The sequence below is a fragment of the Peribacillus sp. NPDC058075 genome (assembly GCF_042885195.1).
GTDB lineage: Bacteria > Bacillota > Bacilli > Bacillales > DSM-1321 > Peribacillus.
In genome coordinates, this window is record NZ_JBHVSL010000002.1 from 100,371 (window position 1) to 115,024 (window position 14,654).

Sequence of the window (14,654 nt, forward strand, 5' to 3'; positions counted from 1 at the left end):
GTTTTCCGTAATACACCATCAGGATACGCTATAGCCGTCATACCTAATTTAACCAAAACTCTTTATTGTCTACATTATTTCGATTATGATGGATGAATAAACCAAAAGTACCATTTTTTCATTCCTTCAATCCAAGGACATACTAAAAATATATTAGTTAGGAAGTTGAACTATGCGCACGTATCTTGGTTATACCACGATTTTCCTTTTGATTCCCGTATTGATCCTTTTCATTTTCCTTTCCTATCAGGAGTGGTCCTTAGCGCAATCTCCCTATCATGTACTCGACGAGCGAATTCCCATTGAATCGATAGAACTGGCTCAGAATAGTTACATGAAGGCCGCAAACGGAAAGGTCATCAGTGAAATTCCCACTGGTGAGAAACGGACTTACCTAAAACTTGAAGACATCCCCCTCTTCCTGGAAAATCTATTCATCGTTACAGAGGATCAGAAATTTTATGATCATGCAGGCGTTGATCTATCCGGCATAAGCAGGGCGCTTCTTATCAATTCACAAAATAAAACAATCGAACAAGGCGGCAGTACCATTACCCAGCAACTGGCCAGGAATGTTTATCTTTCACATGATAGGACGTATAACCGAAAACTCAGTGAACTCATCTACGCCTATCAGATAGAGCGAAAAAAATCAAAACCGAAAATCATGGAGCTGTATTTGAATGCCATATATTTCAGTAATGGGGCTTATGGAATCGAAGCTGCTTCCCACTATTATTTCAGTAAACCCACTGGAGAGTTATCCAAGGCGGAACTTGCCTTCCTGGCCGCAATCCCTAATAATCCGGAACTCTATAACCCTCTTAAACATTACGAGGCGACTAAAAAGCGGCAGGAGAGATTACTGAAACAAATGGTGGCCGAAGGTGATTTAGAACAGGCCGAGTACGAGAAGCTCATTAAAAGTACGATTAAATTAGACTTGTCCACCCCGGTCGACTTATATCCCGATTATGTGACATATGTTCATCAGGAGTTGAAAAACCTGGTGGCATCCTCCGAGGGTCTTGACAAATCTCTGCAAAGCCCTGAAGTCGCCATCCGTAAGAAAGCGGAAGCTGAGCTGGATAAAAAGGTCAAAAAGCTTTTGAATTCCGGTGTAACCATCCATACCGCACTCGATACCAAGCTGCAATCACAGTCAAAGACTGCCGTACAATCGAAAATCGGTGTCAATGATATCGAGGGAGCTTTAGTGGTTATACAGCATCATACGCACGAGCTTGTCTCTTTGATTGGGGGAAAAGATTATAAAAAAAATTCTTTCAACCGTGCATACCAAAGCTATAGGCAGCCTGGATCAGCCATTAAGCCGCTTCTCGATTATGCTCCCTATTTGGAGGAAACGGATGCTGACATCAATCAGCTAGTTAGCGGAGCAAGCTATTGCAGCAATAGCTATTGCCCAAAGAATTATAGCGGCGACAGCTACGGGATGGTCACACTAAGAACTGCCTTCGCTCAGTCCTATAATACACCCGCCATAAGAATTTTTGAAAAGACGGGGGTGGAAACGAGTTTCAAGTACCTCGATGATTTCGACTTTAAAAAGGTGAGCAAAAAAGACCACCATACGAGTTCGGCCATAGGCGGATTCGAATATGGCATGAGTCCCCTTGAATTGACAAATGCCTATACTTCCTTCAATGACGGAAACTATCAGCCAGCGCGTGCCATTATTAAAGTCACCGATCAGGACGGTAAAGTCCTTTATAAATGGAAAGACCGCTCCAAGGAAATATGGAGCAAAAGCACCGTATCCAAGATGCGGCAGCTGCTCCATGAAACGATCATTTCCGGGACAGCCCGCAAAGCCTACTTTCCTACAGAATATGCCGGCGGTAAAACCGGTACGACCAATGATGTAAAAGACATGTGGTTTGTCGGCCTGACAGCAAACTATACAACCGGGGTTTGGATTGGAAGGGACAAGCCATCCAATCTACAATCCATTTATTCACATACACCCCATGTATTGATTTGGAAAGATATCAGCCAGACTGCCGAGTGAAAAAAGAAGGTGCCGAGATGGCACCTTCTTAGTTTGTCGATAAATTGAGGTTTGGAACGGTCTCAATCCCTGTTGCGATTTGATCATGGAATGGAATCATTACTATGAACATGCTCCTACTCCATGATTTGTTTTACATGGGATGAAACCTCACTGGATTGAAGAAAATTACGACACTCCTGCCGAATAGCCTGCAAAGCCAAGCCCCTGATATATGCTTGCTTTGATGAGGCTTGGCAGAAAGCCGGTGGAAAGGGAGTGCCTGGAGTGGAAATCAACATTAGATTAACTTTACACTCCCTCAAAAAAACTATAAGGCAACTCCATTATTATCGACTTTCTACAGTCTGATGGCACCTTCCTGTTGTGTAGACAAAAGAAGTTCCATCTAAATGTTAAAACAAAGTTGATTGGATTGGAACGGAAGGTACGAGACTCCTGCGGGAATACGCGTCAAAGGGAGACCCCACAGGCGCAAGTGCGCCGAGGAGGCTCCCGGACCGCCCGCGGAAAGCGAGTGCCTGGAGTGGAAATCAACATTAGATTAATTTTACATTTCCTCAAAAAAACTATAAGGCATCTCCATTATTATCGACTTTCTACAGTCTGATGGCACCTTCCTGTTGTGTAGACAAAAGACGTTCCATCTAAATGTTAAAACAAAGTTGATTGGATTGGAACGGAAGGTACGAGACTCCTGCGGGAATACGTGTCAAAGGGAGACCCCACAGGCGCAAGTGCGCCGAGGAGGATCCCGGACCGCCCGCGGAAAGCGAATGCCTGGAGTGGAAATCAACATTAGATTAATTTTCATTTCCTCAAAAAAACTGTAGGCAACTCCGTTATTGTTTACAGTCTGTAAGGTATGATGCCACCTTCTTTTTTACTATATGGGAAGGCTTGCGATGATGCTGTTATAAAGCTTCAATCCTGCATAAGCGACTATTGAAATCAGTGCCGTCCAAACGAAGATTGGAAAGAAAACCAATCCCACTAGCCTCGACAAATTCAGGCTCGGGCTTAACTTATTGACTAAATAAATTAAAGCCACGATATTCGTTGCGATAAAGATGGACCCAAGCCCGATGATGAATTGAACACTGAACAATGAACAGGCACCGCCAATCATATATATGACAGACCCCTTTCTTGCACTGTTCAGGGCTTGACCTTCAGAATCCATGGAAAAGAATAATAAAGACAGCTCCAATATCGTATCGGAGATCAGCTTCAATGCGGCAAAAACCATGAAGAATAATAAGAGCAATACGATCAGCAGCGCCAGCTTAATGCCGGTTTCAGAAAAAAACTCCCGCATCCCTTGGTAGATTCCCAAATTTCCAAATAAAGAGAGCATTTGCATTTCCCCATAAATGGCAAAGGAGAGGCTGAATAGTAGAATTGAAATGATTGGTAAATAACTAAGTAAATATGTGTTTTTCATGATTTCTCCATCCATGTGTCTTTTATCCTATATTATGCAAGATAATCCACGATTTCACAATGGATACTCTACTAATTCACTCTGAAAAAACTTTTTTCAATAAATTTTCAGGTGTGTTTCCCCTCCTTTTCTACCTATATATAAAACATCATTCAAGTTGGCCTTCACCGTTTTTAATGTCATGCAAACCCACATAAATTGCGTTATACTTTTAAGCGAGACAAGCATTCGTTAATAAAATACATATTCAACGAAGATTTTCTAACGTCTAGAATTACGCGAAAAAAGCATAATAAGACGACTGACTTCGTTTTAAAAAAGGGGGGAGTTTATGTCTTTACTTCATTGGGCGGTATTATCACCGTTTCTATTAGCACTTATTGTACCAATATTGTACAAACTATTTCGACAAATACATACAGGATGGTTTGTTTTGATTTTACCGATTCTCCTTTTCACCTATTTTTCAAGGTTCATTTCCTTGACCAAGCAAGGGGATATCATTATGGAAAGGGCAACATGGATTCCTTCTCTCGGAATTCATGTTGATTTCTATGTAGATGGACTAGGGCTCTTGTTCGCCTTGCTCATTACAGGTATAGGTTCACTCGTCGTTCTGTATTCCATTTTCTATTTATCGAAAGAGAAAGAAAAGCTGAACCAATTTTACGTCTTCCTTTTGCTTTTCATGGGAGCAATGCTTGGTGTCGTTCTATCCGATAACTTAATTGTCCTTTATTCCTTTTGGGAATTCACGAGTTTATCATCTTTTCTATTGATAGGATATTGGAATGATAGGGAGCGTTCACGTTATGGAGCGCAGAAATCCCTGCTGATCACCGTGCTTGGAGGCTTAAGCATGCTTGGTGGCATCATTCTCCTTTCCGTTATGGGGAACACATTCAGCATACGTGAATTGATTGCCCAAAGCGGGGAACTTATGGACCACTCACTCTTCACTCCTGCACTTTTGCTTGTGCTGCTTGGCGCGTTCACTAAATCCGCACAGTTCCCTTTCCATATCTGGCTTCCTGACGCTATGGAAGCACCGACACCGGTCAGCGCTTACCTTCATTCCGCCACAATGGTCAAGGCCGGAATTTATTTGGTTGCCCGATTAAGCCCTGTTTTTGCAGAATCAGGATTATGGTTCTGGCTCGTTTCGATCGCCGGATTGATCACCCTGTTCTGGGGCTCATTCTCAGCTATCAAGCAGACTGATATAAAGGGGACTCTCGCTTTTTCCACCATCAGTCAGCTCGGATTGATCATGTCGCTTTTGGGACTTGGTGCGGCGGCCCTTCACTATGAATCTTTAGGGGAAAATATATACTTGGCAGCCACGGTTGCTGCAGTATTCCACTTGATTAATCATGCCACCTTCAAAGGCAGCCTTTTCATGGTTGCAGGCATCATTGATCATGAAACCGGTACCCGTGATATCAGAAAGCTAGGCGGATTGATGCAGTTGATGCCGATCACTTTCACCGTCGCTGTCATAGGTGCTTTTTCAATGGCTGGACTTCCGCCCTTCAATGGTTTTTTGAGCAAGGAAATGTTCTTGGCCAGCATGGTGAATGTATTGGAATTGAACATCTTCAATATGGAGACATGGGGGGTCCTGTTTCCTGTGGTGGCATGGGTTGCCAGTGTATTCACTTTTATTTATAGCATGATTGTCGTGCTCAAGCCCTTTACAGGCAAACTTCAGTTGCAACTTTTGGACAAGAAGCCCCACGAGGCGCCAATCGGGATGCTGATATCCCCGATCATCCTTGCTTCGTTGGTCATCGTTTTCGGTATTTTTCCAAACTTGCTATCCTCATCAATCATTAAACCTGCGGTAGCCGGCATACAACCAAGCTTGGCGGGACCGGATTTCCAAGTCCATATCGCCTTCTGGCATGGATTCCAACCTGAAGTATGGATGACTATAGGCATCATAGCATTTGGAATCCTTTTATACAAAACGCTTCCGAAGTGGCAGAAGATCACTCAGTGGATTCCTGAACGTATATCCCTGAATGCTTTGTATGATAACGGGGTAAGAGGGCTCGAACGCTCAGCTTCCTTCGTCATGAAAGTATTGATGACAGGTTCTATTCGGACGTATCTGCTTTCAATCTTCCTTTTCTTCATTCTTTCCTTGGGCTTTACGCTCTATTGGAAGGATGCATTTAAATTGGATACAGGGAATTTTGCCCGGATCGGCCTATATGAATTGGTATTAGCTTCGATCATCGTGATTGGCTCGATCGCCATTCTTTTTGCAAGATCCCGTTTAACATCCATCATCATCTTAGGAGCCGTCGGTTATACCATTTCCCTATTTTTCGTTTTGCTGCGGGCACCGGATTTAGCCTTGACTCAACTAGTCATCGAAACGATTTCGGTATCGCTGTTTTTGCTCTGTTTCTTCCACCTTCCTTTAATGGCAAGCAGAAAGGAAGAACGGATGACATTCAAATTGAATAATGCCCTGATATCCATTGGTGTAGGGGTCATCGTGACATTGATTGCCTTATCGGCACATAGCAATAAACTATTTGATTCCATATCCAATTACTATCTTGAAAATGCTTATAAGGAAGCAGGCGGGAAAAACGTCGTAAATGTCATTCTCGTTGACTTCCGCGGACTTGATACGATGTTTGAAATCAGTGTCCTTTCCATCGCTGCGCTCGGAATATTCGCGATGATCAAATTGCGTTTGACAGGGGGGAAAGATAAATCATGAAGCAAAATGACCTGATTCTCCAAACTGTTACGAAAGTCGCTGCCTTTGTTATCTTGCTGTTTGCGGTGGCCATCTTTTTAGGCGGGCATTATTCGCCAGGAGGCGGGTTTGTCGGCGGGTTAATGACTTCAGCCGCCATTGTCCTGCTGTTGCTCGCTTTCGACATTAAAACCGTCACCGGCATCTTGCCGATTGACTATAAGTTAATGATCGGGTCAGGCTTGTTCATATCAAGCCTGACCGTAGCCGGCGGGCTACTTTTCGGGGTGCCCCTCATGACACATGTTTATCATTACGTTGATTTACCGCTCCTTGGGCACATCTCGCTTCATACCGCGGTACTTTTTGATCTAGGTGTTTATCTTGTGGTTGTTGGTGTAACGATGACCATTATTCAAACGATAGGAGAGAGTGAATAATGGAACTTTTAATGGCCATTGTCATTGGAATACTATTTATGTGTGCGACCTATTTAATGCTTTCCAAAAGCATTTTAAGAATCATAATCGGTACCGGGCTGCTCAGTCACGGCGCCCACCTTTTGATTTTGACGATGGGCGGTTTGAAAGGCGGTTCCGTTCCATTGCTAAGTGATGAAGCTGCATCCTATGTCGATCCGCTTCCGCAAGCGCTTATCTTGACGGCGATCGTCATCAGTTTCGGAGTCACATCATTTTTGCTGGTACTTGCTTATCGGACCTATCAGGAACTCGGTACGGATGACATGGAAGAAATGAGAGGGACGGAAGCGAATGAATAATCTTACTTTCATGCCTGTTTTATGGCCGCTTTTCACAGGCATCCTTCTCATATTCTTTGCAAAAAAAATCAAGCTGCAAAGAGGGATATCCCTTACATCCTCTTTTATAGGAATTATGATTTCCCTTTATCTAGTGTTTTCGGTCCATTCTCAAGGGATCTTGACTTTAGGTGTTGGCAGCTGGGATGCGCCATTCGGGATCGTGATCGTCGCAGATATGCTTTCTTCGCTGCTCGTACTGACCACGAATGTCATCGGATTGGCTATATTGCTTTACTCGTTTTACTCCATAGGGGAGGAACGTGAAAGACATTATTATTATCCTGTATTTCAATTTTTGCTGATTGGAGTGAACGGTGCCTTCCTAACGGGGGATCTTTTCAATCTATTCGTATTTTTCGAAGTCATGCTGATGGCTTCCTACGTGCTGCTGGTACTGGGAGGGACGAAAATCCAGCTAAGGGAGTCATTGAAGTATATCATCGTCAATGTGCTTTCTTCTTCCTTTTTCGTCATCATGGTGGCGTATCTTTATTCAGTTCTAGGCACATTGAACATGGCGGACATCAGCCAGAGGATAACGGAAGTCAACCAGCCTGGAATCATCTCGGTGATAGCGATTGGCTTTCTGATCGTATTCGGTTTGAAGGGAGCGATTTTCCCGCTCTTCCAATGGCTGCCTGGTTCCTATTATGCTCCGCCCATTCCAGTGATGGCCCTATTCGGGGCATTGCTGACAAAGGTCGGGATCTATTCCATATTCAGGACCTTTACACTCATGTTTTATCATGACCAGGATTTCACCCATACTTTCCTTGCGATACTTGCTATCTTGACCATCATCATCGGTGTCATTGGCGCGATAGCTTATTGGGATGTAAAAAAAATCATCATTTACAATATCATCATCGCCGTCGGGGTTATCCTATTCGGCATCTCCGTCATGAATGAACAGGCCTTATCAGGCTCCATTCTATATATCATTCATGACATGCTGATCAAGGCTGCACTCTTCCTGCTGGTTGGCATCATGATCAAAATCAGCGGATCGGATGATTTGCGGAACATGGGCGGCTTGATCAAGCAATACCCGGCCGTTGCATGGACCTTCTTCATAGCTGCCATATCACTGGCGGGAATTCCGCCTTTCAGCGGTTTTGCCGGCAAGCTCCTGATTCTTCAAGGAGCAGCAGAAAAAGGGGCATACTTAGGAATGGCCATTGTCTTGCTTTCGAGCTTGATGGTCCTATATTCCGTGATGAAAATATTCATGAATGGCTTTTGGGGAACTCCAAAAGCAAATTATGCCTTAACTAATAAAACGGTAAATAAAATGCTGGTTCCTGCCGTACTCCTTGTCATCATTTCCGTTTTATTCGGAGTAGGAACAGAATCAATATACCCATACATTTCACAAGCTGTAGATTCATTAATGAATCCCGAAATCTATAACAAAGCGGTTTTAAAGGAGTAGTGCCTGATGTCATTCCAAATTTTACTGAATGTGTTCCTTGCGGTTATCTGGATGTTTTTGAAAAATGAGTTTAACGGGAGCACTTTTATCATCGGCTATATATTGGGGCTTGGCATCATGTTCGTCTTCCGTCATTTTTTCAATGATCGTTTTTACTTGAAAAGGGTGAATGCCGTCTTTATATTGCTGCTCATATTCGCAAGGGAACTCATACTTTCCAACATTAGCGTCCTTAAGGCCGTACTTAAACCGAACCTGGATATGAGACCTGGCATATTCGCATTTGAAACCGTGCTGACCAAGGATTGGGAAATTACGATACTATCAAATCTAATTACACTGACACCAGGAACACTTGTCGTTGAAGTATCGGAAGATAATCGGATTCTTTATATCCACGCGATGGATATTGCCGACAAAGTTGAGGCCGTGGACAGCATTAAAAATACTTTTGAAAAAGCGATTATGGAGGTGAGCAAATAATGTTCGATCTAATGCTTAAAATCGCGCTGCTAGGTGTTTCGCTTTCCATGATTGGATTCTTATACCGTTTAATCAAAGGGCCTTCCGTACCGGACCGGGTCATCGCACTCGATGCAATGGGAATCAATCTTATTGCAATCGTTGCCCTTGCCTCCATTGTCATGGATACAAGCGCATATCTGGAAGCCATTCTTCTGCTCGGGATCCTATCTTTCATTGGAACGGTCGCTTTCGCCAAATTCCTTGAGAAAGGGGAGATAATCGAAGATGACCGCAATCGTTGAAATCCTATCGGCCCTATTCCTTTTAATGGGAGTCTTTCTCTTTTTAGTCTCGGCTTTCGGCATCATCCGGCTGCCCGACGTCTATACAAGAAATCACGCTGCCTCAAAAAGCTCGACGCTTGGAATCATGTTCATCCTGATCGGCACCTTGTTATATTTTTATTATGAACATAGCCATTTTGATTTCCGTGTCGTGCTCGCGATCATCTTTATCTTCATGACCAGCCCTGTTGCCGGACATTTGATCATGCGCTCGGCTTATCATACTGGCGTAAAAATGTGGGATCGGAGTGTCCAGGATGATTTAAAGAAAAACCGGTGATTCCTGCCATTGCAAAAGAGCTGCCCTGATTACAGGAGCAGCTCTTTTCTGTCTCAATCCTTTAAAAATACCTTATCGCCCACTCTGATTTCACCTGTTTGCATGACCGAGGCATATACGCCAAAATGATTTTTTCTTTCCTTGACCACAGTTTTCAGAAGCGATGGATCTCTCTGGGAATCGCTTGGATCGACAGTTATGATCATACAGCGTTCACAATGCCTTTTGATCTCCAATTCCACTTCATTTCCGATTAGGATCCTTTTTCCGAACCATTTCTCTTCTAAAAAGGGTGTTTTGTTCACTAGAGATAGCACTAAATTTTGCCTGAATCTCCTGCCATCCAGTTCTTTTCCCCAAAGTTTTGTCAATTCGCCAATCGAGGCATCACTGACAATCAGGATGTTTTCTTCTTCAATCGCTCCTAACGGAATATGTGCAGGGTGATAAACAACGGGTTCTGCCTCCTGTTTTAACAATCGGACCATTTCCTCCTGAAAGTCTTCCTCTCCCCATGTCAGCACGTTTCCTGAAGGAGTCTTCACTTTGATTTCCGGATATAGGCCAAGGGTTTCCTCACCAGAAAAAGCAGCTTGATAACGGACCATTTCCGGGACCTGGGTTATCGTCAGGAACTTCCCATTTTTATCTTTAAAGGCATGACTGCGATCTCCATATAGTCCATAGTCCATCACCTTCGTTTTCTGTACCTGTTCACCAGTGAATGATTTTACAGGATGACGGGTGATTTCTTGTATATGACCCACCAGCATAAAAAAACCTCTTTTCATACAATAGTCTACTGCCATCTTATACTTAAACCGGACACCGTAGAATCATTGCGTCCCTTTATTGAGATCGTTCTTTTGATTCACTTTGGCTTTGGTAAGTCGATAACCGCCAATGTACAGCGTGAAATGCAGATAAGGTGATCCTCTTCATCACGGATTTTCACGTCCCACACCATCGTTGTCTTCCCGCGATGCATGATGTTCCCTTCTGCGGTAACAACACCGGAACGAACGCCCCTAACATGATTGGCATTGATTTCAAGGCCGACGACGGCTTGTTTTGTACTATCTACCAGCTGCATTCCTCCAAAGCTTGCAACGGATTCCGCAAGGGCAACGGAAGCTCCCCCATGCAATAAACCATACGGCTGCCTTGTCCGTTCATCCACTGGCATCGTCGCAATGACTTTCCCATCGCCGACTTCTTTCATTTCAATCCCAAGCGTGCCTATCAATGACTTTTCAATATTTCTCTCCATCCCATTACCCCCGACTCTCATGTTTTTTCACCGAAAAATGAATCATTATTCATAATAGTATACATAAAAAGGATGACCCAAGTCTATCAAGTCATCCGTCAATTATGTGATTTGGATTATTTGGAGAGGATTTCTTTTAATTCATACCAACTTGTCAGTCTTGGAATATCCAATTCCCTGTTATAGGAATTATCCATTGCGTACACTTTCGTTGGAATATCCAATAACGTTTCCAGCACTGCCGGTTTATCATCAAAATAATAATCCAATTCCAATTTGCGGATCGTATCAATTTTTTCATGATCCTTCATCCCGCAGTAAAAATGGTCATCCTTAACCGGAAAGCCGTTTTCAATCAGCCATTTCTTCGTCCGTTCACCATGCTCCGCTTTTCTGGCTGTGATGTAATAGATTTCATGACCATCGCGTTCAAGTTCCTGCAGCGTTTCCACTGCGCCCTCGAAGGCCGGACAGGATGAATAATACACTTCATCGGCAAGGCTGTTCCACATTTTGCCCCCAGCCTCTTTATCAAGCCCGAAAGCTTCATGAATCTCCAACGTCTTTAAAGCTCTGAATTTCGTTAACTCTATGTTTGTATTAAGCTTTTCATTATAAAGATGGAACGCGAACTCCCTCAAGTTAATAAGGGTATCGTCAATATCAAAACCGAATTTCATATCCTTCACTCCTATTCAAACATAAGCTGCGGCAAACTGTGATGCAAAGGAAATTTCCTTGTCCACCTGAATGGCCTGTAATCTTTCAATCTCGGCTTTTCTTTTTGGCTCAGCCATTTTAAGTCCAAGGAAGCCAGTATCCTCCTGCAGGATGCATCCAGAAATAAGCTCGGCCAATATATCGGCATCCTTCATGGCACAATTGAGTCCGAACGCACCTGTAGGCGTCATCGTATGGGCGGCATCACCTAATAAAGCAACGCCATCCTTTGTCCACGTTTCACAGTAGCTGCTGTAAACATCCAATAAAATGAAGTCCTGCCAAGAGCGGATATTTTCATACACAACCTTTTTTAATTCAGGAAAGGCAAAAAGCAAATCTTCTATGAACGGTTCAAAATTCTGTTTTCGCAAATGGGGAAATGAACCATGTTCTATATTCCAGCCAATTTGGATGAAACCACCTGCCTGGGTAAAGAGGGCAACTTGGGAACCATTGACCAATGCCATCTTGATCGAAGGCTTCCACCCCTCCGGAGCTGGAATTTTTGCCCATAGTAAATCATAGCCATGATTTTTAATCACGACTGGAATTCCCGCTTTTTTTCGAACGATGGAAAATCTGCCATCCGCTCCGATTATCAATGAACTTTGCACTTCCAGGTCATTTACGCCATTTCGAGCCTTGACTCCCGTAAAACGGCCCACTTCATCCTGTATCAAGTCAGTAACCCTCGTATTCATCATCAATTTAAAAGATTCCAGCTTTATGGCTTCATTCAATATAGCTGGAATCAGATGATTTTGAGGGACATGTATCCCAACATGGTCCATAGGAAATTCCGGGAAAATCCTTTTGAATAATTGACCGTCATTCCAATATTCAATTTGTTCCATCCTAAGTAACCCAAGTCTTTCCACACTCTCGAATAAACCGTGCTTATTAAGAATGGCCTCTCCTTCATCGTTCAGGAACTCACCCCGGAACTCCCTTGAAACCTCAGAGTGCCTCTCAAGCAGGACGACTGAAATGTCCTGCTTGGCCAATAGATAAGCTAGCAGCGCTCCTCCCGGTCCTGATCCGACTATGCATACATCTGATTTAACCAACATGCCTCTTCACCTGTTGTCTATTTTAATTTAGGATAAGCCGTGATGCGTATATCCTCACCAAACGTTTCCACGCCAGAGAAGGAAACATCCATCGCTTCACCCATCGAATCCACATTCATTCCAGTAAACGGAGTTAGTGAGTTTCTCCCGCCCAATAGTTTAGGGGCTATATAAATCAAGTATTTATCGATGAGCCCTTCTCTAAGGAAAGAGGCATTCACTTCGCTTCCGCCTTCAAGCAGGACATCCGTAATCCCTTTTTTATACAGCTCTTCCATCAAAACTCTCAGATTCAGTCCCGTCTCGTTTTTAGGTACGAAAATGAATTCGATCCCTTTTTCACGTAAAAGGTCCATTTTATCCGCAGATGCATTTTCATGCGTTACGATCAAGGTTTTCGCATCTGATGCTTGTACAACATTGGCATCCAAGGGAACACGTAACTCACTGTCTAAAATGATCCGGATCGGATTTTTCCCTCCGCCCTCCGGAAGTCTGGTCGTCAGTGATGGATCATCGGCCAATACAGTCCCGATACCAACGAGAATGGCATCCACCTCATCACGCAGCAAATGAACGGAATGACGTGATTCTTCCCCTGTTATCCATTTTGAATGGCCTGTGTGGGTTGCAAGTTTTCCATCGAGCGTCATCGCATACTTCGATATGACAAAGGGCTGATTCGTCAGCATATTGTGAATGAAACGCTCATTTAGCCTTTGAGCTTCCTTCTCCAGGATGCCAACTTCCACTTCAATGCCCGCATCCTTGATGATCGATATCCCCCTGCCTGCTACTTCCGGATTCGGATCTTGAGTAGCCACCACAACCCGCCGCACACCTGATTCTTTCACCAAATTTGCACAAGGAGGTGTCTTTCCATAATGCGAACAAGGCTCAAGAGTCACATATAGCGTTGCACCTTCTGCATACTCACCCGCCATTTTGAACGCATGCACTTCCGCATGCGGTTCACCCGCTTTACGGTGGATCCCTGTCCCGGCTATCACACCGTCTTTGACTATGACTGCTCCGACCACAGGATTCGGATTCGTCTTTCCTTTTGCACTGGCTGCCAAATCCAGTGCCAGCTTCATGTAATATTGATCATCATTCATACTACAGCTCTCCTTATACAATCAAAGTTGGCTTCTTTTCGGGAATATGCCCAGACTTCTTAACCTTTGTATCGAGATAGAAACTATTATCTTCCGTCAAACCGCCCCAAAGCGGAATATGGTCCTTCGCCGCAAGACCATGCTTCGTGAGGGCGTCCAGCTTTTTGGGGTTGTTCGTGATTAAAGTCACCGGATCCTCGCGCAGTTCCCTCAACACGCGGATGGCTCCCTCGTAAGATCGCGTATCGTCTTCGAATCCTAAAGCCTCATTCGCCTCGACCGTGTCATAACCTTCCTGCTGAAGCAGATAGGCAAGAGATTTGGAAAACAGGCCGATCCCTCTTCCTTCATGGTCCGCAAGGTAAAAAATGGCCCCGCACCCATGCTCGGCTATCATCTTCATCGATTGGTGGAGTTGGTAGCCGCAATCACAGCGTTTACTGCCGAAGATATCACCTGTGTGGCATATGCTATGCATCCGGACAAGTGCATCCTCCGACTTTTTAAAGTCACCATACACCAATACGGAGGATTGCTGTCCAAAAGCGAGGTTGGCTTCCGAAAGCGAATCAAGCACCGCTTCCTTGTCATTATCCGTGCCGTCAAGCTGCAGCCATGTATACCATTGGAAAACTGTTGAGAAATCTCCTTGCTCAACAGGCAGGTTCACAGGCCCTACAAGGCATATATCAGCTTTTCCCGGTGTTTTTATGATATTCATTTTATCTATTAAAAGGTTTTTTGTTTCCTCGGTTATTTTCATGTTAACATCACCTATTTTATAATTTATAGTGTGCCTTCTCCTTACTTTAGGTAAGTAAGTATATTACTATACACTATACCTGTCAATGAAGCAGTTTACAAATAATAGTGTGTCTTTGATCATAATTTTCAAGAAGTTTTTTGCAGAAGAATGGTCATTCCCTAACCGCTATCA

The 14,654-nt window shown here is 43.7% G+C and carries 15 protein-coding genes; 8 read left to right on the plus strand and 7 right to left on the minus strand.

The window, feature by feature from the left end:
• The first annotated feature begins 172 nt into the window (after window positions 1-172).
• A complete protein-coding gene (locus ACFVS1_RS18205) occupies window positions 173-2,032 on the plus strand; it encodes a transglycosylase domain-containing protein (RefSeq protein ID WP_387549568.1) in 1,860 nt (619 codons plus the stop codon).
• Window positions 2,033-2,918: 886 nt separating this feature from the next.
• On the opposite strand, the gene ACFVS1_RS18210 is transcribed toward ACFVS1_RS18205, so the two are convergent.
• On the minus strand, window positions 2,919-3,476 hold the full coding sequence (locus ACFVS1_RS18210; protein WP_387549570.1) for a DUF5366 family protein: 558 nt from the start codon (window positions 3,474-3,476) through the stop codon (window positions 2,919-2,921).
• A gap of 331 nt (window positions 3,477-3,807) precedes the next feature.
• Here ACFVS1_RS18210 and ACFVS1_RS18215 point away from each other — a divergent pair, with 331 nt between their 5' ends.
• Genes ACFVS1_RS18215 through mnhG form a run of 7 tightly spaced genes read left to right on the plus strand, consistent with a single transcriptional unit; the run spans window position 3,808 to window position 9,536 of the window.
• Window positions 3,808-6,213 (plus strand): Na+/H+ antiporter subunit A, encoded by a 2,406-nt coding sequence (locus ACFVS1_RS18215; protein WP_387549572.1) that lies wholly within the window; start codon window positions 3,808-3,810, stop codon window positions 6,211-6,213.
• Window positions 6,210-6,632, plus strand: a complete 423-nt coding sequence (locus tag ACFVS1_RS18220) for a Na(+)/H(+) antiporter subunit B (RefSeq protein WP_352927998.1) — start codon at window positions 6,210-6,212, stop codon at window positions 6,630-6,632. The genes ACFVS1_RS18215 and ACFVS1_RS18220 overlap by 4 nt, the downstream gene beginning before the upstream one ends.
• Window positions 6,632-6,973, plus strand: coding sequence for a Na(+)/H(+) antiporter subunit C (locus ACFVS1_RS18225; protein WP_076368129.1), 342 nt, complete (start codon window positions 6,632-6,634; stop codon window positions 6,971-6,973). Before ACFVS1_RS18220 ends, ACFVS1_RS18225 begins: the two co-directional genes overlap by 1 nt.
• Window positions 6,966-8,447, plus strand: coding sequence for a Na+/H+ antiporter subunit D (locus tag ACFVS1_RS18230; RefSeq protein WP_387549574.1), 1,482 nt, complete (start codon window positions 6,966-6,968; stop codon window positions 8,445-8,447). Before ACFVS1_RS18225 ends, ACFVS1_RS18230 begins: the two co-directional genes overlap by 8 nt.
• 6 nt (window positions 8,448-8,453) lie before the next feature.
• Window positions 8,454-8,930: a Na+/H+ antiporter subunit E gene (locus tag ACFVS1_RS18235; RefSeq protein WP_101223618.1), complete on the plus strand. Its 477-nt coding sequence runs from the start codon at window positions 8,454-8,456 to the stop codon at window positions 8,928-8,930.
• 11 nt (window positions 8,931-8,941) lie between these two features.
• Window positions 8,942-9,214, plus strand: a complete 273-nt coding sequence (locus tag ACFVS1_RS18240; RefSeq protein WP_370023645.1) for a Na(+)/H(+) antiporter subunit F1 — start codon at window positions 8,942-8,944, stop codon at window positions 9,212-9,214.
• The gene (mnhG, locus tag ACFVS1_RS18245; protein WP_387549576.1) at window positions 9,198-9,536 is read left to right on the plus strand and encodes a monovalent cation/H(+) antiporter subunit G; all 339 of its coding nucleotides are present in this window, start codon (window positions 9,198-9,200) and stop codon (window positions 9,534-9,536) included. The genes ACFVS1_RS18240 and mnhG overlap by 17 nt, the downstream gene beginning before the upstream one ends.
• A 53-nt stretch (window positions 9,537-9,589) precedes the next feature.
• On the opposite strand, the gene ACFVS1_RS18250 is transcribed toward mnhG, so the two are convergent.
• From ACFVS1_RS18250 to ACFVS1_RS18275, 6 genes are all read right to left on the minus strand, one after another.
• A complete protein-coding gene (locus ACFVS1_RS18250) occupies window positions 9,590-10,309 on the minus strand; it encodes an MOSC domain-containing protein (RefSeq protein ID WP_387549578.1) in 720 nt (239 codons plus the stop codon).
• 98 nt (window positions 10,310-10,407) lie between these two features.
• Window positions 10,408-10,806, minus strand: coding sequence for a hotdog fold thioesterase (locus ACFVS1_RS18255; RefSeq protein ID WP_352928006.1), 399 nt, complete (start codon window positions 10,804-10,806; stop codon window positions 10,408-10,410).
• A 116-nt stretch (window positions 10,807-10,922) separates the two neighbouring features.
• Complete coding sequence (locus ACFVS1_RS18260; protein WP_241592773.1) at window positions 10,923-11,486, minus strand: 5' nucleotidase, NT5C type; 564 nt, start codon at window positions 11,484-11,486, stop codon at window positions 10,923-10,925.
• Between the two features lie 15 nt (window positions 11,487-11,501).
• Window positions 11,502-12,599: an FAD-dependent monooxygenase gene (locus tag ACFVS1_RS18265; protein ID WP_387549581.1), complete on the minus strand. Its 1,098-nt coding sequence runs from the start codon at window positions 12,597-12,599 to the stop codon at window positions 11,502-11,504.
• 17 nt (window positions 12,600-12,616) lie between these two features.
• Complete coding sequence (gene ribD / locus ACFVS1_RS18270) at window positions 12,617-13,717, minus strand: bifunctional diaminohydroxyphosphoribosylaminopyrimidine deaminase/5-amino-6-(5-phosphoribosylamino)uracil reductase RibD (RefSeq protein WP_387549583.1); 1,101 nt, start codon at window positions 13,715-13,717, stop codon at window positions 12,617-12,619.
• Between the two features lie 13 nt (window positions 13,718-13,730).
• On the minus strand, window positions 13,731-14,480 hold the full coding sequence (locus ACFVS1_RS18275; RefSeq protein ID WP_387549585.1) for a GTP cyclohydrolase II: 750 nt from the start codon (window positions 14,478-14,480) through the stop codon (window positions 13,731-13,733).
• Between the last annotated feature and the right edge of the window lie 174 nt (window positions 14,481-14,654).